The sequence below is a fragment of the Rhodococcus pseudokoreensis genome (genome assembly GCF_017068395.1).
Lineage (GTDB): Bacteria > Actinomycetota > Actinomycetes > Mycobacteriales > Mycobacteriaceae > Rhodococcus_F > Rhodococcus_F pseudokoreensis.
The window spans coordinates 5,385,664-5,411,075 of record NZ_CP070619.1; the positions used below are offsets into that span (position 1 = coordinate 5,385,664).

Annotated in this window: 25 protein-coding genes; 16 read left to right on the plus strand and 9 right to left on the minus strand. The window is 68.6% G+C overall.

Annotated elements, in window-relative coordinates:
• The first annotated feature begins 88 nt into the window (after positions 1-88).
• Positions 89-4,573 (plus strand): AAA domain-containing protein, encoded by a 4,485-nt coding sequence (locus tag JWS13_RS29765; protein WP_206008975.1) that lies wholly within the window; start codon positions 89-91, stop codon positions 4,571-4,573.
• Between the two features lie 49 nt (positions 4,574-4,622).
• Positions 4,623-5,492: a Vgb family protein gene (locus JWS13_RS29770; RefSeq protein ID WP_206008976.1), complete on the plus strand. Its 870-nt coding sequence runs from the start codon at positions 4,623-4,625 to the stop codon at positions 5,490-5,492.
• Positions 5,493-5,513: 21 nt separating this feature from the next.
• On the opposite strand, the gene paaI is transcribed toward JWS13_RS29770, so the two are convergent.
• From paaI to paaZ, 3 genes are read right to left on the minus strand one after another with little or no spacing between them, the layout of a single operon-like run.
• On the minus strand, positions 5,514-5,936 hold the full coding sequence (gene paaI / locus JWS13_RS29775; RefSeq protein WP_206008977.1) for a hydroxyphenylacetyl-CoA thioesterase PaaI: 423 nt from the start codon (positions 5,934-5,936) through the stop codon (positions 5,514-5,516).
• Positions 5,937-5,943: 7 nt separating this feature from the next.
• Positions 5,944-6,261 (minus strand): EthD family reductase, encoded by a 318-nt coding sequence (locus tag JWS13_RS29780; RefSeq protein ID WP_072936983.1) that lies wholly within the window; start codon positions 6,259-6,261, stop codon positions 5,944-5,946.
• On the minus strand, positions 6,258-8,297 hold the full coding sequence (paaZ, locus tag JWS13_RS29785; protein ID WP_206008978.1) for a phenylacetic acid degradation bifunctional protein PaaZ: 2,040 nt from the start codon (positions 8,295-8,297) through the stop codon (positions 6,258-6,260). The genes JWS13_RS29780 and paaZ overlap by 4 nt, the downstream gene beginning before the upstream one ends.
• A 159-nt stretch (positions 8,298-8,456) precedes the next feature.
• Between paaZ and JWS13_RS29790 the strand changes: the two genes are divergently transcribed.
• The 13 genes from JWS13_RS29790 to JWS13_RS29850 all read left to right on the plus strand — a co-directional run bounded on the left by JWS13_RS29790 (position 8,457) and on the right by JWS13_RS29850 (position 19,032).
• The gene (locus JWS13_RS29790) at positions 8,457-9,677 is read left to right on the plus strand and encodes a thiolase family protein (protein ID WP_206008979.1); all 1,221 of its coding nucleotides are present in this window, start codon (positions 8,457-8,459) and stop codon (positions 9,675-9,677) included.
• Positions 9,674-10,402, plus strand: a complete 729-nt coding sequence (locus tag JWS13_RS29795) for an enoyl-CoA hydratase/isomerase family protein (protein WP_206008980.1) — start codon at positions 9,674-9,676, stop codon at positions 10,400-10,402. The genes JWS13_RS29790 and JWS13_RS29795 overlap by 4 nt, the downstream gene beginning before the upstream one ends.
• Complete coding sequence (locus JWS13_RS29800) at positions 10,399-11,253, plus strand: 3-hydroxyacyl-CoA dehydrogenase family protein (protein ID WP_206008981.1); 855 nt, start codon at positions 10,399-10,401, stop codon at positions 11,251-11,253. The genes JWS13_RS29795 and JWS13_RS29800 overlap by 4 nt, the downstream gene beginning before the upstream one ends.
• A 38-nt stretch (positions 11,254-11,291) precedes the next feature.
• Positions 11,292-12,083, plus strand: coding sequence for an enoyl-CoA hydratase-related protein (locus JWS13_RS29805; RefSeq protein ID WP_206008982.1), 792 nt, complete (start codon positions 11,292-11,294; stop codon positions 12,081-12,083).
• Positions 12,084-12,169: 86 nt separating this feature from the next.
• Positions 12,170-13,123, plus strand: coding sequence for a 1,2-phenylacetyl-CoA epoxidase subunit PaaA (paaA, locus tag JWS13_RS29810; RefSeq protein WP_087559856.1), 954 nt, complete (start codon positions 12,170-12,172; stop codon positions 13,121-13,123).
• On the plus strand, positions 13,120-13,425 hold the full coding sequence (paaB, locus tag JWS13_RS29815) for a 1,2-phenylacetyl-CoA epoxidase subunit PaaB (RefSeq protein WP_073362060.1): 306 nt from the start codon (positions 13,120-13,122) through the stop codon (positions 13,423-13,425). The genes paaA and paaB overlap by 4 nt, the downstream gene beginning before the upstream one ends.
• 49 nt (positions 13,426-13,474) lie before the next feature.
• Entirely contained in the window at positions 13,475-14,392 is a 918-nt protein-coding gene (paaC, locus tag JWS13_RS29820) for a 1,2-phenylacetyl-CoA epoxidase subunit PaaC (protein WP_206008983.1), read from the plus strand.
• A gap of 1 nt (position 14,393) precedes the next feature.
• Complete coding sequence (paaD, locus tag JWS13_RS29825) at positions 14,394-14,903, plus strand: 1,2-phenylacetyl-CoA epoxidase subunit PaaD (RefSeq protein WP_160094681.1); 510 nt, start codon at positions 14,394-14,396, stop codon at positions 14,901-14,903.
• Between the two features lie 2 nt (positions 14,904-14,905).
• Positions 14,906-16,003, plus strand: a complete 1,098-nt coding sequence (gene paaE, locus JWS13_RS29830) for a 1,2-phenylacetyl-CoA epoxidase subunit PaaE (RefSeq protein ID WP_206008984.1) — start codon at positions 14,906-14,908, stop codon at positions 16,001-16,003.
• Between the two features lie 32 nt (positions 16,004-16,035).
• Entirely contained in the window at positions 16,036-17,334 is a 1,299-nt protein-coding gene (gene paaK, locus JWS13_RS29835; RefSeq protein ID WP_206008985.1) for a phenylacetate--CoA ligase PaaK, read from the plus strand.
• Positions 17,335-17,345: 11 nt separating this feature from the next.
• A complete protein-coding gene (locus tag JWS13_RS29840; protein WP_206008986.1) occupies positions 17,346-18,308 on the plus strand; it encodes an AraC-like ligand-binding domain-containing protein in 963 nt (320 codons plus the stop codon).
• A gap of 98 nt (positions 18,309-18,406) precedes the next feature.
• The gene (locus JWS13_RS29845; RefSeq protein WP_241032392.1) at positions 18,407-18,655 is read left to right on the plus strand and encodes a type II toxin-antitoxin system Phd/YefM family antitoxin; all 249 of its coding nucleotides are present in this window, start codon (positions 18,407-18,409) and stop codon (positions 18,653-18,655) included.
• Positions 18,656-18,660: 5 nt separating this feature from the next.
• The gene (locus JWS13_RS29850) at positions 18,661-19,032 is read left to right on the plus strand and encodes a type II toxin-antitoxin system VapC family toxin (RefSeq protein ID WP_241032393.1); all 372 of its coding nucleotides are present in this window, start codon (positions 18,661-18,663) and stop codon (positions 19,030-19,032) included.
• Positions 19,033-19,075: 43 nt separating this feature from the next.
• On the opposite strand, the gene JWS13_RS29855 is transcribed toward JWS13_RS29850, so the two are convergent.
• Genes JWS13_RS29855 through JWS13_RS29870 form a run of 4 tightly spaced genes read right to left on the minus strand, consistent with a single transcriptional unit; the run spans position 19,076 to position 22,796 of the window.
• Positions 19,076-20,353: an amidase gene (locus JWS13_RS29855; protein ID WP_206008988.1), complete on the minus strand. Its 1,278-nt coding sequence runs from the start codon at positions 20,351-20,353 to the stop codon at positions 19,076-19,078.
• Positions 20,350-21,900, minus strand: a complete 1,551-nt coding sequence (locus JWS13_RS29860) for a solute symporter family protein (protein WP_206008989.1) — start codon at positions 21,898-21,900, stop codon at positions 20,350-20,352. The genes JWS13_RS29855 and JWS13_RS29860 overlap by 4 nt, the downstream gene beginning before the upstream one ends.
• Before the next feature lie 6 nt (positions 21,901-21,906).
• Positions 21,907-22,200, minus strand: a complete 294-nt coding sequence (locus JWS13_RS29865) for a DUF485 domain-containing protein (RefSeq protein ID WP_206008990.1) — start codon at positions 22,198-22,200, stop codon at positions 21,907-21,909.
• Between the two features lie 2 nt (positions 22,201-22,202).
• Positions 22,203-22,796, minus strand: a complete 594-nt coding sequence (locus JWS13_RS29870) for a flavin reductase (RefSeq protein ID WP_160094675.1) — start codon at positions 22,794-22,796, stop codon at positions 22,203-22,205.
• Positions 22,797-23,020: 224 nt separating this feature from the next.
• Between JWS13_RS29870 and JWS13_RS29875 the strand changes: the two genes are divergently transcribed.
• Entirely contained in the window at positions 23,021-23,641 is a 621-nt protein-coding gene (locus JWS13_RS29875; RefSeq protein WP_072936999.1) for a response regulator transcription factor, read from the plus strand.
• Between the two features lie 6 nt (positions 23,642-23,647).
• Here the strand turns inward: JWS13_RS29875 and JWS13_RS29880 are convergent, their stop codons facing one another.
• Together JWS13_RS29880 and JWS13_RS29885 are read right to left on the minus strand one after the other, a co-directional pair.
• On the minus strand, positions 23,648-24,607 hold the full coding sequence (locus JWS13_RS29880) for a PDR/VanB family oxidoreductase (RefSeq protein ID WP_206008991.1): 960 nt from the start codon (positions 24,605-24,607) through the stop codon (positions 23,648-23,650).
• A gap of 45 nt (positions 24,608-24,652) precedes the next feature.
• Positions 24,653-25,393: an SDR family NAD(P)-dependent oxidoreductase gene (locus tag JWS13_RS29885; protein ID WP_206008992.1), complete on the minus strand. Its 741-nt coding sequence runs from the start codon at positions 25,391-25,393 to the stop codon at positions 24,653-24,655.
• Positions 25,394-25,412 lie beyond the last annotated feature (19 nt).

Sequence of the window (25,412 nt, forward strand, 5' to 3'; positions counted from 1 at the left end):
CGACGCCTCGAACTTCACCCCCTCGACCCGATAGTGTGCACGGCGGGGGCAAGCGCACGTCATCACCGAGAATTCGCAGAGGTTTACATTGTCGAGTCCCGAAAACGACGCCGAGCTCGCAGGCCGCGTCCAGCGCCTGCTGCAGTTCCTGCGTGAGATCGTCCGGGCTCGCACGAAGCCGGTTCTCCGCGTCGACCAGCACGAACAGGTCGAATGGCTGCATCAGGACGGCCGGACGATCCAACTCGATCCCGACGCCGCGCAGGGCGACATCGTCCTGCGCGTGCCCCTCATCGGCGTCGAGGATCCGCCGGACCTTCCCACCGTCCTGGCCGGCTGGGTGGACGCGTCGGCCCGCGCCGACAGTTCGCGGTCCGACCTCGAGCTGAACGCGTCCGACGCGTACGCCGAGGACTCCGACGAGGAATACGACGTGCGCCGCGCGTACGACGTCCGGCAGGCGTTCGACGCCTACGTCCCGCGGTGGCAGGCATGGGCGAAGGCGGACCGGGAGCGTCGCCCGCACGCCGATCTGTACCAGTCGCTGCAGCGGATGCTGCAGGAGCTGAACGCCCGCCCCGAGTCGATCGAACTCGTGCTCGCGTCCGGTCTGCTGACCCTGGCCGGTGCGGGCCCCGACGACGGTGTCCAAACCCACCTGGTCACCCAGTCCGCGAGCATCCACCGCGATCCGCGGACCGGCGACCTGCTGGTGCGGCTGATCGCGGGCTCCCAGCCCCGGCTCGAAGACTCCCAGTTGTTCACCGGACTGGACGTCTACGACAGCGCGCACGCGATGCCGCTGCAGAAGCAACTGCAGGACACCGCCACGTCGCCGCTGAGCGACGGCGTCCGCACACTGCTCACGGAGTGGGCGCCGAAATCGCTCACCGCGTACGTGGACGTGCGCGACGACGTCCGGCAACCGGCCGAAGACGCGGACGGCACCGTCACGCTGTCGCCCGCCCTGGTATTGCGCAAGCGCAGCGCGTTCGCCCTGGTCGAGTATTACGAGCAGATGATCTCCCACCTCGACCGCGACGGCGCGACCGTCCCGCTCGGGCTCGCCCAGCTGGTCGAGGCGATCGAACCGGCGGACCGGCTGTCGTGGCTCGAGCGCACCGGCGCCGCCACGTCCTCCACCCTCGCCGAGGACCCGCTGTTCCCGCTTCCGGCCAACGCCGAGCAGTCGCAGATCATCGAGCGGCTCGGCGGCGACAGCGGAGTGGTGGTCGAGGGCCCACCCGGGACCGGCAAGACCCACACGATCGCCAACCTGGTGTCGGCGCTGCTCGCGCGCGGACAGCGGGTGCTCGTCACGAGCGAGAAGGCGCAGGCGCTCCGCGTCCTGAGGGACAAGCTCCCGCCCGAGATGCAGGAACTGTGCGTCTCGATCACCGACTTGTCCCGCGGCGGCTCGGACGAGCTCACCCGCAGTGTGGCGACCATCGCCGAACGCAAGTCGTCGTTCAACCCGCACAGCGAGGGCCAGAAGATCGCCGACCTCCGCGCCCAGCGGGACGAGGCCGTGCAGAAGCGGGCCGTCGTGCTCGAGCAGGTGAAGGCGCTGCGCGAGTCCGAGACCTACCAGCACGACGCCGTGGCCGACGGCTACGAGGGCACCGCCGCCACCATCGTCCGCAAGGTCATGGGCCTGCAGGACGCGTTCGAGTGGCTTCCCGGACCGTTGCTGAGCGAGCAACCGCCCCTCACCGGCACCGAGGTCGAGACCCTGCGCCGGCTGTGCGTGACCGCGTCCCCCGAGCGCGCGCAGCGTGCACGCCAGACGCTTCCCGCGCTGGATTCCCTGCTGCCGAACCGGGCCGAACTCGAACGGCTCTGCTCGCGCGCGTCGACCAGCATCCCGATCGACACCCCGCAGTCGGCGCATCTGCTCGAGGTCCTCGGTGGCGTCGAGCCCGAGACCGCGTACACCATTCGCCGACACTGCAAGGAACTGCAGGCCCGCGCGCACGACGTCCTCGACCTGGACGGTCAGTTCCAGAGCCTCGCCGACACCGTGCTGTCCGGCCGGGCCACCCACCTGTGGGGTCGGCTGGACGCGCTGCCCGCGATCGTCGAGGCGGCCGCCGCCGCCGACCGGTACATCGGTGCGCAGGACGTCCAGTGCGCCGTCATGACCCGACCCGCCCTGCAGGCGGTGGGTGCGCTCGCCGTCGCCATGGAAACCGGCACCGTCGAATGGAAGGCCCGCTTCCGTCGCAGCGAGGAGCAGAAGGCCGTCGAGGAACTCGGCCTCGACGCCACCGTCGACGGCGTCCCTGCCACGACCGCCGCCACGGTGCGACTGGTGACCGAGCACCTGCGCGCCTACGACGCCGCGCAGACCGCCGCCACCCTGCTGGCCGATCTGCGGATTCCGGTGGACATGAACGGGTCTCGTGCCGTTCAGGTCGACAGCCTCAACATGATCGTCGGCCGGGTGGCCCGCGTGCGCGCCCTCCTCGTCGCCCGCGATGCGCTGGCCCGTGAACTGTTCGCGCTGTCCCCGAACGCGCCGCGGATCCGCAACCTCGCGGACGCCACCGCGGTGGCCGGGGCCGCGGAGGCCATCACCACCCGCGCCGACGTGGACAGTGCGCGTGCGGAACTCGACGCCATCGTCTCGGCCGTCTCCACCGAGGTCGACGCGGGACCGTCGCCGGAAGGAACTGCCCTGGTGGCGGCGCTCGACCAGGCAGACAACGCTGCGCTCTCCGAGGCGCTCACGCGGTACGCGATCGCCCGCGTCGAACAGCAGGATCAGCGGCTCTTCGACGAGCTGTCCGACCGGCTCTCACCCGTCGCCCCGGCACTGTACGACCTGGTGCGCAGGACGGCGGCGCTCACCGAGTGGGACGAGATGAGCTGGCAGATGTCGGAGGCCTGGGCGTGGCGCCGCGCCCGCCAATGGGTCACCGAACAGCACCGGGCCGGTCGTGAGCAGGAACTCGAAGCCGAACTCAACGCCGTCGACGCGGATCTCGCGCACCTGACGGCGCGGCTCGCGGCGGCCACCGCGTGGCGCGACTGCCTCGAACATCTGACGGCCGACCAGGTGCGGGCACTGCAGACGTACCGCGAGCACATCTCGAGCATCGGCGCAGGCGCCGGAAAGTACGCCGAGAAGTACCGCAGCGCAGCACGATCCGCGATGGGGGAGGCGCAGGGTGCCGTGCCCGCATGGGTGATGCCGCTGCAGCAGGTCCTCGCGTCCATCCCGCCCGTGCCGGGCAGCTTCGACGTCGTCATCGTCGACGAGGCGAGCCAGGCCGACATCACCAACCTGTTCCTGCTGTGGCTGGCACCGCGGGTCATCGTCGTCGGCGACGACAAGCAGTGCGCCCCCGCCGACATCCCCACCAGCGGCACCCTCGACGACGTGTTCACCCGCCTCGACGCGTACCTGCCCGACCTCCCCGAGTACGTCCAGGCGACGCTCACACCACGGTCGAGTCTGTTCTCGATTCTGCGCACCAGCTTCGGACAGGTGGTCCGGCTCCGTGAGCACTTCCGCTCGATGCCCGAGATCATCAACTGGTCCAGCACCCAGTTCTACGGCGAACTGCCGCTGGTCCCGGTGCGGCAGTTCGGCGCGGATCGGCTTCCGCCGCTGAAACATACGTATGTATCTGAGGCCTTCGTATCGGGCAAGGACGCGACGCTGACCAACCACGTCGAGGCTGCCGCCCTCGTCGATCAGCTCATCGAATGCCTCGTCGACCCCCGCTACGACGGCAAGACGTTCGGAATCGTCGTGCTGCAGGGGCAGTCCCAGGTTGACGCCATCCGCACCGAACTCGTCAAACGCATCGGCATCGAACAGTGGGAGCAGCGGCGACTGCGCGTCGGGACGCCGCCGGACTTCCAGGGCGACGAACGGAGCGTCGTGTTCCTGTCGATGGTCGTGGGACCCGAGCAGAACTTCGCACCGCTGACCGCGAACCAGTACAAGCGGCGGTTCAACGTCGCGGCGACACGGGCACAGGATCAGCTGTGGCTGTTCCACTCCGTGACCGTCGACGAACTCAAGCGGGCAGACCTGCGCAACTCCCTGCTCAGCTACATGATGTCGACGTCACCGGCGCCGGCCGACCCGATGCCGCAGGACGTCGACCGCGACGTGCGGATCCCCCCGTTCGACAACCTCCTCGAACAGCGGGTGTTCAACGACATCGCCGAACGCGGCTACCACGTCAATTCCCAAGTCGAGGTGAACAATCGGCGCATCGACCTCGTCGTCACCGGCGGCACCATGAGACTCGCCGTCGAATGCGACGGCGACGCCTTCGCGACCACCCAGGAACAACGGATCGCGGACCTCGAACGCGAGCAGGAACTCAAACGGTGCGGCTGGACCTTCTGGCGCGTCCGCGAATCGGAGTACTACCTCGACCCGAAGGCCGCCCTGTCGAGCCTGTGGGAGACGCTGGACAACCTGGGCATCGCCCCGCACGCGGTCGATCACGCGATGGCCATCGAGGCGGCCGCCACCGAACGCGCCGCGCGCGACGCGGCGGCCGCCACCGAGCGCGGGAAGCATGCTGCGCCCGTAAGCGCTTCGCGCCCGTGAGTACTTATTAACCGCGGAACGTTAATAAGTGCTCACGGGCCGTAGGCAAATGGAGTTCCCCGTCGCCGACGAGAAGTCGGGACCGTATGCAATCACGTGCGGACCCGACGGCGCCCTTTGGCTGACGCTCGTCCACGCCGGCCGGATCGCGCGCCTCACCGTCGAGGGCGACGTGTCCACGTACCCGCTCGACACCGCCGATTGTGGACCCACGATCATCACGCCGGGCCCGGACAGCGCCCTGTGGTTCACGCGATTCCGTGATCACCGGATCGGGCGGATCACGCTGGACGGCACCACCGAGTCGTTCCCGACCCCGACCGCGGGCAGCGGCCCGTTCGGCATGGTCGCGGGCCCGGACGGCGCCCTGTGGTTCACCGAGACCAGCGCCGACCGGATCGGCCGGATCACCACCGACGGCCAGATCGCCGAGTTTCCGCTGCCCACGGACGGCGGGTTCCCTTCGGCGATCACGGCGGGCCCGGACGACGCGCTGTGGTTCACCCTCAACCAGGCGAACGCGATCGGCCGCATCGACGTCGACGGCAACGTCGCGGTGCATTCTCTGCCGACGCCCGCCGCCGGGCCCGTGGGGATCACCCGCGGAACCGACGACGCACTGTGGTTCGTCGAGATCGGCGCCGGCCAGATCGGCCGGATCTCCGTCGACGGCCGGATCGACGAGTTCCCGCTACCGGACCGCTCGGCCCGACCTCACGCCGTCGTCGCCGCCCCCGACGACGGTTGCTGGTTCACCGAATGGGGCGCAAACCGGATCGGGCACATCGGGTCGGGTGGTGAGATCACCGAATACGACCTGCCGACACCGTCTTCGGAACCACACGGACTTGCCGTGGGGCCGGACGGCGCGGTCTGGGTTGCGCTGGAGATCGGGCGAGTATGCGCTTCGCACCCGTGAGTACTTATTAACCGCGGAACGTTAATAAGTACTCACGGGCCGGAGGCATCGGCTGTCGCCACGGAACTCGGCGATGACCTCGTCGCCGCGGCGGACGGTGACATCGTAGAGGCCGTTGCGCCCGTAGCGGGCCCGCTCCACGGCCTCGGCGACGAGGGTGTCGCCGAGGCGGGTGGACGCGAGGAACCGGATGTCGGCGCGGGCGGCGACCGCGGCAGTGTCGTACCCGTTGCACGCCAGCGCGAATGCGGTGTCGGCGAGGGTGAACACGAAGCCGCCGTGGGTGATGCCGTGACCGTTGACCATGGTCTCACCCACGACCATCGACGCGACCGCGTGACCGGGGCTCAGCTCGAGGATCTGGATGCCGAGCGCGCGGGACGCGTTGTCTGCCTCGAACATCTCCCGCGCGATACGGCATTCCGCGGACGCGTCGACAGTCATGTTTCTCCTACTGGTTGTAGACGGATTCTTCTTCTTGGACGTACATGGTGACGCCGCCGGTGGCGAAGTTGCGGACGTCCTTGCCCGCCTGCTTCATCTCCTCGGACTGCAGCCCGGACTTCATGGTCTCGGCGTCGGGGAAGACGAGGCTCGCGACGGCGTAGTACGGCGGCTTCCCGCCGTCGAGGGCGCTGCACTTGCCCCAGGTGAAGTCGGACAGGCCGGGGACCTTGCGTGCCAGCGGCATGTGGGTGTCGCGGTAGTAGGCGTCGAACGCGTCGGGGTCATCGGGCTGGCCGTAACAGACGGCGACCTTGAAGCTCATGCATCTTCTCCTTTGGCGACGAGGGTGAGAACGTCGTACGTTGCGACGGGGTCGCCGTCCTGGTTGACGACGACTGCATCCCAACGGACTTCACCGTAGTCCGCGCTGCTGCGCGGGGTGATGAGCTTCGCGGTGAGGGTGACGGTGAGGCTGTCGTCGGCCTTGACGGGGGTGAGGAACCGCAGGTTGTCGACGCCGAAGTTGGCGAGGACGGGACCGGGATTCGGTTCGACGAACAGGCCGGCGGCGAGGGAGACCACCAGGTACCCGTGCGCGACGATCCCACCGAACAGCGGGTTGGCGGCGGCGGCCTCGGGGTCGGTGTGCGCGTAGAACGTGTCACCGGTGAACTCGGCGAAGTGGTCGATGTCGGCGAGGGTGACCTGGCGGGGGCCGCCGACGATGGTGTCGCCGATCCGCAACTGTGCGAGGTTCTTCCGGAACGGATGGATGCCGTCGTCGTTGCGCTGCGAGCCGGTCACCCACTTGTTCCCGACCGCGGTGAGGATGTCCGGGGTGGCCTGGACCGCGGTGCGCTGCATGTGGTGCAGGATGCCGCGGATGCCGCCGAGTTCCTCGCCGCCGCCTGCGCGTCCGGGTCCACCGTGGACGAGGACCGGCAGCGGTGAGCCGTGGCCGGTGGATTCCTTGGCGTCGTCGCGGTTGAGGACGAGGACGCGGCCGTGGAACGGGGCGAGGCCCAGGATGATGTCGCGGGCGAGTGCGGAGTTGCGGGTGACGAGGGAGGCGACGAGGCTGCCCTTGCCGCGGGCGGCGAGTGCGATGACCTCGTCGGTGCCGTCGTATCCGATGACGGTGCTGACGGGGCCGAAGGCCTCGATGTCGTGGGGTTCGGTGGCGTCCTTGTCGTCGGAGCGCAGCAGGATCGGCGGCAGGAACGCGCCGGTCGTCTTGTCGGCGCCGACGACGTCGAAGTTCTCCGGGTCGCCGAAAACGATCTGCGCCGACTTGGTGAGTCCGCGGAGCGACTTCAGCACCTCGTCGCGCTGTTCGATGCTGGCGAGCGCACCCATGGTGACACCTTCGGCGTCGGGGGCGCCGACCACAACGCGGGACAGCCGGGCCTCGACCGCGGCGATGACGTCGTCCATCAGCGCGGACGGCACGAGGGCGCGCCGGATCGCGGTGCACTTCTGGCCGGCCTTCACGGTCATCTCGGTGACGAGTTGCTTGACGTACAGGTCGAATTCTTCGCTGCCCGGTTCGACGTCGGCGCCGAGGATGGACGCGTTGAGCGAGTCGGCTTCGGCGTTGAAGTGGACGCCCTCACCGACGACGTTCGGGTGCGCCCGCAGGGTGGCGGCGGTGTCGGCGGAGCCGGTGAACGCGACGGAGTCCTGACCGCCGAGGTGGTCGAGGAGCCCGCGGGCGCTCCCGGACAGCAGCTGGACGGAACCCTCGGGCAGCAGCCCGGATTCGATGATGCGACGGAACACGAGTTCGGTGAGGTACGCCGACTGGCTCGCGGGCTTCACGATCGACGGGACGCCGGCGATGAACGCGGGGGCGAGCTTCTCGAGGAAGCCCCATACGGGGAAGTTGAACGCGTTGATCTGGACGGCGACGCCGCGGCGGGACGTGTAGACGTGCTGGCCGAGGAACGTGCCCTTCTTGCCGAGCTGTTCGAACGCTCCGTCGAGGTAGACGGTGTCGTTGGGGAGTTCGCGGCGGGCCTTGCTCGCGTAGCTGAGGAGGGTGCCGAAGCCGCCGTCGATGTCGACGCCGGAGTCGCGTTTGGTGGCGCCGGTCGAGGTGGACAGGGCGTAGAACTCGTCCTTGCCCGACATGAGCGTGAGGGCGAGCGCCTTGAGGGCGGCGGCGCGCTCGTGGAAGGTCAGCTTCGCCAGGGCCGGTCCGCCGACCTCGCGGGCGTAGGTCACCATCTCGCCGAGGTCGAGACCGGTCGCGGAGATGCGCGCCACCTCGGAGCCGTCGACCGCGCTCAGCAGCGGGGTTCCCTCGTCCGGCGCGGTGTGCCAGCGTCCGGCGGCGTAGCTTTCCAGTAACTTGCTCACGACAACTCCATTTCACCGTACGTTCGGTCGGTTAACACAATCGTCGCTCTAGCCGCTGGTTGTCAAGGGCGGATGTGAAGTTTCCCATCGCGACCTGCCCTTGCGTACCGACCGAAGATTCGGTTATTAATAGACGGCACCCCCGTGAAGGAGAAGACTGTGGCCGAAGTGTTTCTGGTGGACGGAGCCCGTACCCCGCAGGGTCGGTACGGCGGAGCGCTCGCAGGAGTGCGCCCCGACGACCTTGCGGGTCTCGTCGTGGCCGAGGCCGCCCGCCGAGCCGGAATCCCGGGCGAGGCCGTCGACGAGGTGATCCTCGGTGCCGCCAACCAGGCCGGCGAGGACAACCGCGACGTCGCACGCATGGCCGTGCTGCTCGCCGGCCTGCCCGACAGCGTCCCCGGCTACACGGTGAACCGGCTGTGCGCGAGCGGTCTGACCGCCGTCGCGTCGGCCGCGCACACCATCCGCAGCGGCGAGGCCGACCTCGTGATCGCCGGCGGCGTCGAATCGATGACCCGCGCACCCTGGGTGATGGCCAAGCCCGGCACCCCGTGGGCGCGTCCGGGGGAGGTGGCGGACACCTCGCTCGGCTGGCGTTTCACGAACCCGCGATTCACCGCCACCGACGCGGACGTTCCGGCCGGCGCCGGACCGGACGTCCGCAAGGTGACGTTGTCGATGGGCGAGACCGCCGAGGAGGTCGCCGCGCTCGAGGGCATCACCCGCGCCGAGAGCGACGCGTTCGCGCTGCGCAGCCAGGAGCGGGCGATCGCCGCCGTCGACGCAGGCCGGTTCGACCGCGAGATCGTCCCCGTGCCGCTGCGCGACGGGGAACTGACCGCCGACGAGACCCCGCGCCGGGGAACCACCCTGGAGAAGCTGGGCAAGCTCAAACCCGTCTTCCGCAAGGACGGCATCGTCACCGCCGGTTCGTCGTCGTCGCTGTCGGACGGCGCTGCGGCCCTCGTCGTCGCGAGCGAGGCCGCCGTCGAGCGGTACGGCCTGACCGTCCGCGGCCGCATCGTCACCAGCGCGAGCGCGGGCATCGCCCCCAACATCATGGGTCTCGGCCCGGTCCCGGCCACGCGGAAGGCGCTGGCCCGGGCGAACTGGTCGGTGTCCGACCTCGGCGCCGCCGAACTCAACGAGGCCTTCGCCGCGCAGTCGCTCGGAGTGATCCGGCAGCTGAAGCTGGACGAGTCGATCGTCAACGCCGACGGCGGCGCCATCGCGCTCGGCCACCCGCTGGGCTGCTCGGGTGCGCGGATCCTGCTGACGCTGCTCGGCCGGATGGAACGCGAAGGCGCCCGCCGCGGGCTGGCCACGCTGTGCGTGGGCGTCGGCCAGGGTGTCGCGATGCTGATCGAGGCGCCGTGAACACGCTGAAGGTCGAGGACCGCGACGACCGCATGGTGGTCACGCTGCACCGGCCCGCGCAGCGCAACGCCATCAACGCGGAGATGATCGCCGAACTGCACCAGGTGTGCGCCGTGTTGGAGGCGACGCCCAAGCCGATGCTGCTGACCGGCGAGGGCGACCACTTCGCCGGTGGCGCCGACATCGCCGAACTGCGCGAGCGCGGCCGCGACGAGGCGTTCGCCGGCATCAACCGCACGCTGTTCGACCGCATCGCGAAGCTGCCGATGCCCACCGTCGCCGCGGTCAGCGGATACGCGCTCGGCGGCGGCGCCGAACTGTCCTACGCCTGCGACCTGCGCATCGCCACCGAGACCGCGGTGTTCGGGAACCCCGAACCCGGCCTGGGCATCATGGCCGCGGCGGGCGCGAGCTACCGGCTGCCGGAACTGGTCGGCAAGTCCGTCGCCAAGCAGGTCCTGCTCGGGGGCCGGAACCTGGACGCCGACGCGGCGCTGCGGCACGGACTCGTGATGGACGTCGTCCCCGCCGGCGAGCACGTCGCCACCGCCGAGAAGGCGATCGACCGCATCACCCGCTCGGCGCCGCTGGCCCTGAAGCTCACCAAGATCATCGTCGACGCACCGGGCTCGCACCCGTTCGCCGACGACATCGCCCAGGCGGTGCTGTTCGAGAGCAGTGACAAACACGACCGCATGACCGCCTTCCTGGAGAAGAAAAAATGACGAACACAGCACCGAAGAACGTCGGCGTCGTCGGCGGCGGCCGGATGGGCGCGGGCATCGCGCAGGTCTTCGCCACCCTCGGCTCCACCGTCACCATCGCCGAGAGCGGCGACCGGCAGGCGGCCCTGCAGCGGGTGTCCGACGGACTCGACCGGGCGCACGAACGCGGCAAGCTCGGCGACGCCGACCCCGCGACCATCCTCGGACGGGTGTCGACGGTGGAGGCGCCCGACGCGCTGCCGTCCGCCCTCGATCTGGTGGTCGAGGCGGTGCCGGAACTGGTCGACCTCAAGCTCGGCGTGCTGGCGCTGGTCGAGAAGACCGTGTCGCCCGCCACCGTGATCGCTACCAACACGAGCTCGATCTCCATCGCCGAACTCGGTGCCGCGCTGAACGATCCGGCCCGCCTGATCGGGATGCACTTCTTCAACCCGGTCCCGGCGTCGACGCTCGTGGAGATCGTGCGGGCCCCCGCCACCGATGCCGCGGTGGTCGAGAAGGTGCGCGAGTGGGTGTCCCTGCTCGGCAAGACCGAGGTGCTCGTCAACGACTCCCCGGGCTTCGCCACCAGCAGGCTCGGGGTGTGCCTCGGGCTCGAGGCCATCCGCATGCTCGAGGAGGGCGTCGCCGACGCCGAGTCCATCGACCGGGCCATGGAGCTGGGATACCGGCATCCGATGGGGCCGCTGCGGTCCACCGACCTCGTCGGCCTCGACGTCCGGCTCGCGATCGCCGAGCACCTCGCGAAGACCCTCGGCGAGCGGTTCGCGCCGCCCGCCCTGCTGCGCGAGAAGGTCGCCCGCGGCGAACTCGGCCGCAAGACCGGCCAAGGCTTCTATACCTGGTCCTGAGAGGCCACCCCACCACAACCAGCAGGAGGCGCATTCTCATGAGCAGTAACGACGTGATCGGACTTTCCGTGGACGCGGGACTGGCCACCATCACCCTGCGCCGGGCGGGCGCGTCCAACGCGCTGGACCGCGCGGTGAAGGAACAGTTGCTCGCCGCGGTCGAGAAGGTGGCCGCCGACGACAGCGTGCGTGCCCTGCTGGTGGCGGCGGAGGGGAAGAACTTCTGCGTCGGCCAGGACCTGGCCGAGCACGTGGCCGGCCTCGAGGCCGATCCCGCACACGCGATGGACACCGTCGCCGAGCACTACAACCCGCTGCTCCGGGCCCTGGCCGGGGTCCGGGTGCCGGTGATCGTCGCGATCAACGGGGCGTGCGTCGGGGCGGGACTCGGCATCGCCCTCGCCGGGGACATCCGGATCGCGGGGGAGGGCGCCAAGTTCGCGACCGCGTTCACCGGCATCGCCCTGGCAGGCGACTCCGGGCTCAGTCACACGCTCGTCGAGGCGCTCGGGGCGAGCCGTGCGACGGGGTTGATGATGCTCGGCGACCGGTTCACCGCGGCGCAGGCGCTGGACTGGGGGCTGGTGCACCGGGTGGTGCCCGACGCCGAACTCGGGGACGCGTCCGCCGCCCTGGCGCGGCAGCTCGCCGACGGTCCCACGGCCGCGTATGCGCAGGTCAAGTCGCTGGTCTCGGCGGCGTCCACCGGGCTGTCGGAGGCGCTCGAGCGGGAGCGTGCGGCCGCGGAGGCGCTCGGACAGTCGAAGGATCACCGCAGTGCGGTCGACGCGTTCCTCGCGAAAACCGCGCCCACCTTCGAAGGACACTGACGTAATTCGGCTCCCGCCCTTGTGTGGGAGGGGGCTGACATGCATACTTGATACCAACCGATCATTCGGTAATAGAGGTAGGACATATGACCACGTCACACGCTTCCGATGAGCTGCAAACGCTCTTCGACGACACCATCGCAGCCGACCAGAGGGTCGAGCCCCGGGACTGGATGCCCGACGGCTACCGCAAGACGCTGATCCGGCAGATCGCGCAGCACGCGCACTCGGAGATCATCGGCATGCAGCCGGAGGGCAACTGGCTCACCCGCGCGCCGTCGCTGCGTCGCAAGGCGATCCTCATGGCGAAGGTCCAGGACGAGGCCGGGCACGGCCTGTACCTGTACTCGGCCGCCGAGACGCTCGGAGCCGACCGCGCCGACCTCACCGAGAAGCTGATCGAGGGCAAGCAGAAGTACTCCTCGATCTTCAACTACCCGACGCTCACCTACGCCGACGTGGGCGTCATCGGCTGGCTGGTCGACGGCGCCGCGATCTGCAACCAGGTGCCGTTGTGCCGCAGCTCCTTCGGGCCGTACGCCCGCGCGATGATCCGGGTCTGCAAGGAGGAGTCCTTCCACCAGCGGCAGGGCTTCGAACTGCTGATGACGATGATGCGCGGCAGCGACGCCCAGCGGGAGATGGTGCAGGAGTCGGTGAACCGGTGGTGGTGGCCGGCGCTGATGATGTTCGGACCGCCGGACGACCAGTCGCCGAACTCCGAGCAGTCCATGAAGTGGCGCATCAAGCGGCACACCAACGACGAACTCCGTCAGCGGTTCGTCGACATGTCCATCCCGCAGGCCGAGGTCCTCGGCGTGACGTTCCCGGACCCGGACCTGAAGTGGAACGCCGAGCGCGGCGCCCACGACTTCGGGGAACCCGACTGGAGCGAATTTATGCAGGTGATCAAGGGCAACGGCGCCTCGAGCGTCGAGCGCGTCGCCAACCGGCGGGCAGCACACGAGAACGGGGCGTGGGTGCGGGAGGCCGCAACGGCCTTCGCCCGCCGCGAGAGCAACAAGGAGAACGCACGATGAGCACGGACGACACCGCGGTGCGCGCGGACTGGCCCCTGTACGAGGTGTTCCTGCGGGGCAAGCGCGGACTCAACCACGTCCACGTCGGATCCCTGCACGCCGCGGACGACGAGATGGCCGTCCGCCACGCGCGGGACGTCTACACCCGCCGCAACGAGGGTGTGAGCATCTGGGTGGTGCGGTCCAGTGCGATCGTGGCGTCCAGTCCGTCGGAGAAGGACCCGTTCTTCGCGCCGAGCGGCGACAAGGTGTACCGGCACCCCACGTTCTACGAGATCCCCGACAACGTTCCCCACATGTGATCCGGCCCAGACCGTTTCGCAGGCCGACGAGAATTCCGAGGATGTACCGATGACCGACCACGACAACGCCTACGACGGCCTCGTCGACGAAGACAGCCACGGCCAGTGGGCTTTCGGCACCAGCTTCGACGACCCTTTGGCCGGCGTCGACACCACGGTTCCGGGTGACGTCGACCTCGCCGCACTGGCCGGCTACTGCCTGATGCTCGGCGACGACGCGCTGATCAGCTCGCAGCGGCTCGCCGAGTGGAGCACGCGCGCACCGGAACTCGAGGAGGAGGTGGCGCTCGCGAACGTCGGCCTCGACCTGCTCGGTCAGGCGCGGCTGCTGCTCGCCCGGGCGGCCGCCGCGGACGCGTCGGTGGTGCCGTTCATTTCGGACACGAGCCCGATTCCCGCCGAGGACGCGCTCGCGTTCTTCCGCGACGAGAACCGGTTCCGCAACACCCGTCTCACCGAACTCGACAACGGCGACTTCGCGCAGACCGTCACGCGACTGCTGGTCTTCGCCACGTGGCGGCTGGCCCTGTTCGACCGCCTGCGCACCTCCCGCGACCCCGTTCTCGCGGCGGTCGCCGTGAAGGGCGTCAAGGAACTCACCTACCACCGCGACTACGCCGCCCGGTGGGTGGTGACGCTCGGTTGCGGTACGGCGGAGTCGAAGTCACGCATGGAGGACGCCCTCGCCCGGGTGTGGCCGTACGTCGAGGAACTCTTCACCCCGACCGCCGAGGAACTCGCCCTCGCGGGTGTGGGTGTCGGCGTCGACCCGCGGGACCTCCGTGAGGAGTTCGACACCGTGCTCGCCCAGGTGCTGAAGGCGGCGGAACTCACCGCCCCCGAGGGCCGGACCGTCGGCACCGTCGGCGGCCGGGCCGGACGTCAGGGCCTGCACACCGAGGCCCTCGGACTGCTGCTCGCCGAGATGCAGAGCGTGGCCCGGGCCCATCCGGAAGGAGTGTGGTGACATGACCACCGCAGTACGCACCGACGCCCGCCGCCTCGCCGAGTCCGTCCTGGACCCGGAGATGCCGATGCTCACGCTCGCCGATCTGGGAGTGCTCCGCGACGTCGAGGAACACGCCGACGGATCGGTGGTCGTCACCATCACCCCCACCTACTCCGGGTGCCCCGCCATGGCCACCATGCGCGACGACATCGAGCACACCCTGCAGGACGCCGGCTTCGGCAGCGTCGAGGTCCGGACCGTCCTCACGCCGCCGTGGAGCACCGACTGGATCAGCGACGACGGCCGGCGCAAGCTGCGCGAGAACGGCTACTCGACGCCGGGGCCCGCGCCTCTGCGCACGTCCGGTCCCGTCCCGCTGACCCTCACCGTCAAGCCGCGGGCCGTCACGTGCCCGGTGTGCCACTCCGCCAACACCCGTCTCGACTCGGAATTCGGGGCGACGCTGTGCAAGGCCCTGTACCGGTGCCTCGACTGCCTCGAACCCTTCGATCACGTGAAGGAAATCTGATCATGACCACAGCGGTGTCCCCGAAGCCCGGTGCGGCGTTGCGCAACAGGGCGTTCCACACGCTCACCGTCGCCGACGTCGAATCCCTCTGCGACGACGCGGTCGCGGTCACGTTCGACGTTCCCGCCGACCTCGCCGACGAGTTCGCGTTCGGCCCCGGCCAGTCGCTCACCCTGCGGCGCACGATCGACGGCGTCGAGCACCGCCGCTCGTACTCCATCTGCGCGCCTGCCGGTTCCGCGCCGCGGGTCGGTGTGCGCGAGGTGTCCGACGGCCTGTTCTCGACGTGGCTCGTCCGCGACGTCCGGCCCGGCGACCGGATCGAGGTGCAGGGGCCGAGCGGAACGTTCGTCGCCGACCCCGAGGCCGGCGGTCGCCATGTGCTGATCGCCGCCGGATCGGGCATCACGCCGATGCTGTCGATCGCCGCGTCGATGCTCGCCAACCCCGAGGCCGAAGTCGTTCTCCTGTACGGAAACCGGCGCACCCGCACGGTGATGTTCGCCGAGGAGATCGCCGACCTCAAGGACATGTACGGGTCGCGCTTCGACGTGGTGCACGTCCTGTCCCGCGAGCCCCGCGAGGTGGAACTCTTCACCGGGCGCCTCGACGCCGACCGGTTGCGCGCCCTGTTCACGTCCATCGTGCCGCTCGCCGACATCGACCACTTCTGGCTGTGCGGCCCGTTCGGGATGGTCACCGACGCCGAGACGGTGCTCGGTGAACTGCAGATCGACAAGAGCCGCGTGCACCACGAACTGTTCTTCGTCGACGACGTCCCGCCGCCGATGGAGAAGCACCGCGAACCCGGTGTCACCGGGCCGAGCAGCGAAGTGACCCTCGTGCTGGACGGCCGCTCGACCACCGCGACGTTGCCGCGGGACGAGTCGATCCTCGACGCCGCCGAGAAGTACCGCTCCGACCTTCCGTTCGCCTGCAAGGGCGGCGTCTGCGGAACGTGCCGCGCGAAGATCACGTGCGGTGACGTGGACATGCGCCGCAACTACGCGCTCGAGGACTACGAGGTCGACTCCGGCTTCGTGCTGACGTGCCAGACCTTCCCGGTCAGCGACAACGTGACCGTCGATTTCGACGCCTGACCTTACCCAGCCCGCCCACCCCGGAGACTAGAATGACCAGTATCGCCACGCCCTCGCAGGACATCGAGTTCGCCACGCGCGACCGGATCTCGACGCTGCAACTCGAACGTCTGCAGTGGTCACTTCTCCACGCGTACACCAACGTTCCGCATTACCGGAAGGCGTTCGACGACGCGGGTGTTCACCCGAGCGACCTGAAGGACCTGTCCGATCTGGCGAAGTTCCCGTTCACCGCGAAGGCGGACCTGCGGGCCAACTACCCGTTCGGGATGTTCGCGGTGCCGCAGGAGAAGGTCTCCCGCATCCACGCCTCGTCCGGCACCACGGGCCGCCCGACGGTGGTCGGGTACACCGCCAACGACATCAGCAACTGGGCAGACCTGATCGCCCGGAGCCTGCGGGCCGGTGGCGTGAAGCCCTCCGACAAGGTGCACGTCGCGTACGGGTACGGCCTGTTCACCGGCGGCCTCGGCGCGCACTACGGTGCCGAACGGCTGGGCTGCACGGTGATCCCGATGTCCGGGGGCATGACCGACCGCCAGATCCAGCTGATCGAGGACTTCGAACCCGACGCGATCATGGTGACCCCGTCGTACATGCTCACGATCGTCGACGCGATGATCAAGAAGGGCATCGACCCGTCGAAGACGTCGCTGCGGACCGGGGTGTTCGGGGCGGAACCGTGGACCGAGGAGATGCGCACCGAACTCGAGAAGCAGCTGAACATGGACGCCGTCGACATCTACGGGCTGTCCGAGGTGATGGGCCCCGGTGTGGCGATGGAATGCGTCGACACCAAGGACGGCCTGCACATCTGGGAAGACCACTTCTACCCGGAGATCATCGACCCGGTCACCGGTGCCGTGCTGCCCGACGGCGAGGAGGGCGAACTCGTCTTCACCTCGCTCACCAAGGAGGCTATGCCGATCATCCGTTACCGCACCCGCGACCTCACCCGCCTGCTGCCGGGCACGGCACGGTCGGTGCGGCGGATGCAGAAGGTCACCGGGCGCACCGACGACATGATCATCCTGCGCGGGGTGAATCTGTTCCCCACCCAGATCGAGGAACTGATCCTCACCGTCTCCGCGCTGGCCCCGCAGTTCCAGTGCATCCTCGACCGCCCCGGTAGGATGGACGAACTGACCGTACGAGTCGAAGCCCGCCCCGACGCGTCCGCCACCGATCATCCCCGTTCCGCCGCCGAACTCCAGAAGCTGGTCAAGAACCGCATCGGAGTGAGCGTGAAGGTGGACGTGGTGGCGTCCGGCGCACTGGAGCGGTCGCTCGGCAAGGCACGGCGACTGATCGACAACCGCTCCGCTCTGTGAGGTGATCGAAGGTGCGTCTCGGTGGTGAACACGCGCGTGACGACGACGGGCAGTTCGAGCACTGGCGGCAGGCCGTCTCCACGGCGTTCGTCCCGCTCGCCGTGGTGTCCACCGCCGAGGACGGCGAGGCCAGGTTCACCGGGACCCTGCGCAGCACCGCGCTCGGCGGGTTGCAGCTCAGCGAGGTCGGGGGACGGGCGGTGGACGTCCGGCGGACCCGCACGTCCATCAAGCGGTCCGACCCGGGCCTGGTGAAGGTGGGTCTGCAACTGTCGGGCCGCGGCGTCATCGTCCAGGACGACCGTGAGGCCGTGCTCGGGCCCGGTGATTTCGCCGTCTACGACACCAGCAAGCCGTACGACCTGCACTTCGCCGGCGACTTCAGCATGTTCGTGCTGATGTTTCCCCGCGAAATGCTGCGCATCGCCTCGCGGGAACTGGGCACCGTGTCGGCGCGCCGCATCCGCGGCAGCAGCGGGATGGGCGCGCTCGTCTCACCGTTCCTGACGAACCTCCACCACTCCGTCGTGACCGGCACGATGCCGACGACCCCGCTCGTCGAGGACGCGGTCGTCGACCTGCTCAGTGCCGCCGTGCAGGCCGAGGCACCCGCCGACGCCACCGCTCCGGGCGCGACACTGCTGCTCCGGGTGAAGTCGTTTATCGACGCGCACCTGCACGACCCTGCACTCGACACCGCCACCGTGGCGTCCCACCACCACGTGTCGACGCGGCACCTGCAGAAGATGTTCGAGGCCGACGGGCACACGGTGGCCGGGTGGATCCGTCACCGCAGGCTCGAGAAGAGTCGCCGCGATCTGAAGGACGCCCGCTTCCGCGACGAGAGCATCGGAACCATCTGCGCCCGGCACGGTCTCGTCAACTCTTCGCACTTCTCACGGCTGTTCAAAGACACGTACGGCGTGTCGCCGCGAGCCTTCCGCGAACAGGAACTCCTGCCGATCAGCGTGTGAGATCGGCGCACAATTCGGTCGCGCGGGGCACCACGGAAGGACAGGCGGTCGAGGTTTCGCGCCGATACCGAGGTAGCATTAGTGCTACCATAGGCGATGTGAAGCGTCTCGGCTTGAAGGAACTGCGCCAGCACGCCAGTGACTATGTGAAGCGTGCCGAAGCTGGGGAGACGATGTTGATCACGGTCGCCGGGCGGCCGAGCGCGATCCTCGGCCCGGCCGGTCGGAAGACGTGGTGTGCCTTCGACGAGATCGCCGACGTCTTTCGTACGGACACCGATCCGACGTGGGAGGCCGACTGCAATCTGATCGACGACCCGATCGCAGACCCGTGGACCCCGCGGTGAGAACGGTGCTCGACACGAGCGTCCTGATCGCGAACGATGTCCCCTCCATTGACGGGGAGATCGCAATCAGTGCGGTGAGCCTGGCAGAACTGCATTTCGGACTCCTGGTCGCGGCCACCGCGGAACAACGGGCTCAACGGTTGCAGCGGCTGATCGCCGTGGAACGCAGCTTCGAACCACTCCCCGTCGACGCAGGTGTCGCTCGAAGTTACGGACAGCTGGCCGCGGCGGTGCGAGCGTACGGCCGCAAACCGCAGCCCAGAGCCCTCGATCTGATGATTGCCGCCACCGCGCACGCCAACAACGCCCGACTCGTCACCCGCAACGCGGATGATCTCCGCGGTATCGAACACCTACTGAGTGTCGACACCATCTGACAGAGTTCCCGGCGAGCCACCCACAGACGACCCGCGAGCGGTGTCAGAGAACGGATTCCAGCCACGCCGCCGTCTCGAATAGGCGTTGTTCGGCGCCCGGGCGCCCGATCAGCTGCAATCCGAGGGGCAGGCCCGCGCTGTCGCGCTTGCCGGGGATGGTGACCACGGGCAGGCCCATCGCCTGCCACGGTCGGCTCAGCACCGGCGTCCCCGTCGCGTCGTGGCCGCGGGGAGCGGCACCGAGCGCGGCGGGTCCCAGGATGGCCTCGTCCTCGTCCAGCGCCGCGAGCAGCAACCGCCGGGTCTCGGCGATTCCGGCCAGGGCGGCACGGTATTGCGCCTCGGTGGTCTGGGCCCCCGCCGCGAACAACTCGGCGAGGGGAGCACTGATCTTCTCGGGCTGCGCCGCCTCGACGGCGCGTTCCCGGGCCGCGTCGTACGCCATCACCGTGTGGTGGTGTTCCGTCAGCGCCACGACGGCCGCGGCGGCATCGACCTCACGGCACCGGACACCCGCGGACTGCGCGGTACCCGCGGTGGTCCTGAGCGCCGCCGTCATGTCCGGGGACACCTCGCCGAGTTCGAACCCACTCCACAGGCGGAGCCGGCGCGGAGTGGAAGGCTCGAGTACGGGCGCCCGGGTGCCGTCGCGCAGCGCCGTCCACGCGAAGTGCAGATCGGACACCGTGCGTGCCAGCAGCCCCACCGTGTCGAGACGGGGACTCAATCCGGTGATGCCGGCGGTCGGGAGTTCGCCGTGGGCGGTGACGAAACCCGCGACTCCGCAGAACGACGCAGGCCGGGTCAGCGATCCCGCGGTCTGCGTGCCGAACGCCAGCGGCACCATGCCCGCGGCCACCGCTGCCGCCGAACCGCTCGACGACCCGCCGGGGGTGTGGTCCACGGCGCGTGGATTGCGGGTGGGCCCTGGCTTGAAGTACCCGAACTCGGTGGTCACGGTCTTGCCGACGGGGAGTGCGCCGAGTGCGCGCGCACGGGCCACGCAGTCGGCGTCCGTCGACGCCGGTTCCGCGCTCCGCAGCTCACTGCCGCAGCGCGTCGGCATGCCGGCGACGTCGATGAGATCCTTGACGCCGACGGGAACACCCCACAGCACCCCGCCGGGATCGCTGGTTTGGATCCGGGCGGCCGCAGACCGCACCGCGTCGGGATCGAGGTGGGCCCAGGCGTGGATCGCCGGGTCCAGATCCGCGATCCGCGCGAGCGCCGACTCCGCCACCGCGGTCGGCGTCGTTCCGCCCGACGCCAGTTGCTCGGTCAGGTCCCGGAGTGGGCTGGGAGACTGCACTTCCGTCTTCATTGCATCGCCGCCATCGTGTCGTCGTTCTTCGTCTCGGTCTGTCCGGTGAGCGCCCGGGTGCGCATCATCGAGAAGAGGCGGTCGGCCCGTGCCTTGGTTTCTCCTGACGGCGCCGACAGCAGCGCGACCACGACGGACACCGCCAGCGAGAGGGGTGCCACGGCGAGTGCCGGGTTCGAGAATCCGAGGATGGAGCCCGGCCCCTGGACGACGGGGCTGAGGAGGATGACGGTGATCGACAGCACCAGCCCGACGACGATGCCGGAGATGACGGCGCGTGCCGTCATGCGCTTCCAGTACATGGTCAGCAGCAGCGCAGGCAGGTTCGCGCATGCGGCGATGGACATTCCCAGCGACGCGAGGAACGCGACGTTCTGCTTCTGCGCCGCGAACGCGATGGCGACACCGATGACGCAGGTCGCCACGGTGGCCACCCGGGCCGCGCGGTGCTGAGCCTTCGCGGACACCGATCCGTTGCGGATCACCTGCCCGTACAGATCGTGTGCGATCGCACCCGACGTCGCGATCACCAGGCCGGACAGTGCGGCGAGAATGGTCACGAACGCCACGGCCGCGACGAATGCCAGCAGCACGCCGCCGCCGACGGTTTCGGCGAGTTGGGCGACCGCGAGGTTGCCGCCGCGGTTCTCGGACTTGATCACCTCGACCCCGACCAGCTTGGCGGCGCCGTAGCCGAGTATGGGAACGAGGAGGTAGAACGCGAAGAAGATCCAGATCGCCGTGTAGGCGGACGTTCTCGCCTGCTTCGCGTCCGGGACGGTGAGGAATCGGATCATGACGTGCGGCAGGCCGAGGACGCCGAGAACGAGTCCGACGGTCTGCGACAACTGGTCGAACGACGCCGTGCCCGACGTCCGCTGCGGTGCGACGAACGACTGACCGAACTCGGCGAGCGCGGTGCTGAACGGGCCGAAGGGGTTGAAGTCGAAGCGCACCAGCACGAGAACGAACAGGACGACGGCGCACACCATGAGCAGACCGGTCTTGATGATCTGGATCCAGCTGGTGGCGAGCATCCCACCGACGAGCGTGTATGCGGTGGTGAGTGTTCCGATGATCAGCACGGCCACCGCGTAGTCGAGGTCGAACAGCAGCGACACGAGCAATGCGGCGCCGACCAACTGCGACACGAGGTAGACCACGCTGATCACCACCGTGCTGAGCGCCATCATCGAGCGCACGTCCTTGCCGGGGAAGCGGGTGGCGAGGACATCCGCCAGCGTGAAGCGGCCGAGGTTGCGCAGCGGTTCGGCGATCAGCAGCATCGCGAGTACGAACGCGACGGGCACGAAGACCGCGAGGTAGAACCCGTTGAAACCGGTGAGGGCGATCGCACCGGTGACGCCGAGAAACGAGGCGGCAGAGATGAAGTCGCCGGCGATCGCGACACCGTTCTGGCGACCGGTGAGGCTGCCGCCCGCGACGTAGTGATCGGCCGCCGACTTGTTCCGCTTGGACGCCCACGCGGTGATCATCAGGGTGACGGCGACGAGCGCCGCGAAGAGTGACGCAGAGACGAGGTTCACGGCGCGTTATCCTTTCGTCCGCGGTTCGGTTTGGGCATCGAGTTCGGCGGCACGCGCCATGTAGTACCGGGCCACGACGATGGCGACGGCGAATTGCGCGACGGCGTAGAGCCACGCCACGGTGACACCGCTGAACACGACGCCGTCCAGCAGCGAGGTGAACCCGCCGAGAATCGGCAGTGGCAGGAACAGGGCGAGGACCAGGGCGCTGAGACGAAACGTCAGGGCGGCGCGGGTATCTGCGAGCTCCTGCAGGTCGGAATCCTGCGGGAGGCGTTCGGGTGGTGACGAGGTGTCCATGTCTATCTACCTCCGGCTGCGGCGGGAACGAGGGCGGGTGTCACGGTGATCGGATCGGACCATTCGTCGTAGAACAGCCAGTCGGGAGACTCGACCGGGACCGACAAACGGTGGAACTTGCGCTGGAAGTAGACGAGGCTGTCGCCCTGTTCGCGGGTCCGGACGCGGTCGAGTTCGATGAACATCACCGAATGCGATCCCATTGTCTTGATGTCGGCGATCCGGCCCGCGAGCACCACGTGGGCGGCGCGCAGGATCGGGACACCGTCACCGGTGTCCTCCTCCCAGATGTCCCACTGGAAGCGGTCCGCCATCGCCACTTTCGTCGCGCCCGCGAAATGCATGGCCAGTTCTTCGTCGTCGCCGGACAGCACGTTGATGCCGACGCGGCCGTTCTCCCGGAACACGTTGTGCATCGCGCTGTTCTGGTTCACGCACACGAGCGCCGTGGGCGGGGAGTCGGTGACCGAGCAGACGGCGGTGACGGTCATTCCGCAGCGCCCGGCGGGGCCGTCGGTGGTCACGACGTTGACCGCGGCGGGCAGATTCGCCATGGCGGTGCGGAAGTTCAATTGCATGGGAGTGAGTTCGGGCATTTCAGCCTCCGTGAGTCGGAACGGGAAGTCGTGTCACCACGTGGCGCCGGCGATCCTGTAAAGAAGGATATGACGCGCTCGTGCGCTGGAACATTGGCGGCGACGCTACTTTCTCGCAGTAAGTCGCGTACCCGGCTAGGGGATTTCTTCAGTTGGCTGTCGCTTCCGTTACGGTCGGTGTTGACTGGACGGGGAAGCAAGCGATCTGTGCGAGGCAGGATTCGATGGAGCAGCAGGAAACACGGGTTTACATCGTCGACGACGATCAGGAGTTGTGCGCATCGCTTGCGTGGCTACTCGATTCGGTCAACATCACGTCGGAGTACTACTTCTCGGTGCAGTCGTTTCTCGAGGAGTACCGCCGCGACATCCCGGCCTGCCTCGTCCTGGACGTCCGGATGCCGGAGGTCGGGGGATTCCAGCTCCAGGAGACACTCCTCGCCGACGAATCCCCGATTCCGATCATCTTCGTGTCGGCGCACGGTGACATCAAGATGTCGGTGCGGGCATTGCAGCGGGGTGCGCTGACGTTCATCGAGAAGCCCTACGATCCGCAGCACATGCTCGACGTGATCCAGGATGCGCTCCGGGTCGCGCGGCAACGATTCGGCGAGCGTCGCAACCGAACGGAATTGCAGGGTCGGATCGACGCGCTGACGGTGCGGGAACGGGAAATTCTCGCACTCGTGCTCGACGGGTTGCCGAGCAAGAACATCGCCAAAGAGCTGGGTATCAGCGTGAAGACGGTCGACGTGCATCGCACGCGGATCAAGGAGAAGACCGGAGCAGAAAGCATTGCGGTACTCGTGCGCGACATTCTGCAGGCCGGACTCTCCGTGACCTGACAGTGTTCAGGGAAGCTCGACGACGAGTCGCGCGGATTTCGCGCGCGACACGCAGGCGGCAACTCTGTCTCCCGCCTTTCTCTCACTCTTGGTGAGGCAATTGTCGCGGTGGTCGGGTTCGCCCTCGAGTACGTCCAGGACGCACGTGCCGCAGATCCCTTCCCGGCACGAGGTGTCGATGTCGATGTCGTTCTCTTCGAGTACGTCGGCGATGGATTTTCCGGCCGGCACTTCGAACACCTCGCCCGTGTCGAGTTCCACCTCGAACGCCGTGTCCGACTCGGTCGCGACAGGCGTCGCCGCCTCGAAGTGCTCGAAGTGGACCGCGTCCTCGCCGACCGCCGGTTCGGCCAGCAGGCGCACCCGATCCATGAAACCTTCGGGGCCGCACGTGTAGACGTGGGTGGAGGCGGACGCGTCCGCCAGGATCTTCTCGAGCGCCGAGAACTGGTCGTCCCGCGTGAGGCCGAAGTACTGGTGCACGTCCTGCCGGAAGTCCGAATTCTCCAGCAGGTCGACGAACGCGGCCTGCTCACGCGTCCGCGCGAAATAGTGCAGGTCGAATCGCTGCCCCTGCCGATGCAACGCGAACGCCAGGCTCAGCATCGGCGTCAGCCCGATCCCCGCCGCGACGAGGATGTGCCGATCGGCGTCCTCGGCGAGCGTGAGCAGTGTCCGCGGCCCGCTGATCCGCAACTCGCTGCCGGTCGTCACGTGATCGTGTAGCGCCGCCGAGCCACCGCGCGGACCGGTCTCGCGTTTGACGGCGACGACATACGATTCGGACTCGTGCGGCGGGCTGCACAGCGAGTACTGGGTGAGGACCTCGGTGGGTCCGAGGATGTCGATGTGGGCGCCCGCAGGGTACGGATCGAACGGTGAACCGTCCGTGCGGACGAGCCGGAACGACTTGATGTCCGGCGTTTCCTCGACGATCTCCGCGACCTTGACAGTGAACATGCTCATGGTGATTCTTCCTCCGGTGCTGCGACCCGTCGCCCTCGAGCGGGGTCAGCGCATGTACAGGCCGCCGTTGACGTCCCAGCAGGCTCCGGTCACCGACGCGGCGGCCGGGGATGCGAGGAGGGCGACCGTCTCGGCGATGAATTCGGGCGACCCCAGTGTGCCGACGGGGATGGTGGTGAGAATGGCGGCCAGTTTGTCCGCGGGCACCGTCTCGCGCACCACCGGCAGGTCCAGCGGTCCGGGGGACACCGCGTTGACGGTGACACCCGACGGTGCGAGTTCCCGGGCGAAGACCTTGGTCAGCGTTCCGACGCCGCCCTTCGCGGCCGCGTAGTGGGCTCCGGTCGCCGTCCCGCCGTTCTGGCCGGCGAGCGAGGCGATGTTGACGATGCGGCCGTAGCCGCGTTCGGCGAAGTGGCTCCCGAACACCTGGCAGCCGAGGAACGCGCCGTTGAGGTTGATCTCGACGATGTCCGAGAATTCCTCCGGGCTGATGTCCATCAACGAGCCGGTCTGGGAACGGCCGGCATTGTTGACGAGGATGTCCGCCCCGCCCCAGAGGTCGACGACCCGGTCGCGCAGGGACTCGAAGTCGGTCCTCTTCCGAACGTCGAGGACGGCGGCGACGGCGGTGTTCCCGGAGGAATCCAAGTTCACCGCAGTCTCTTTCGCGGCGGCTTCGTCGATGTCCGCGACCAGTACACGATATCCGCGGTCGTGCAACGCGCGGGCGATGGCGGCACCGAGTCCGCGTCCGGCGCCCGTGACTACTGCGACGTGGTCCATGTCGAACTCCTGTTTCTGG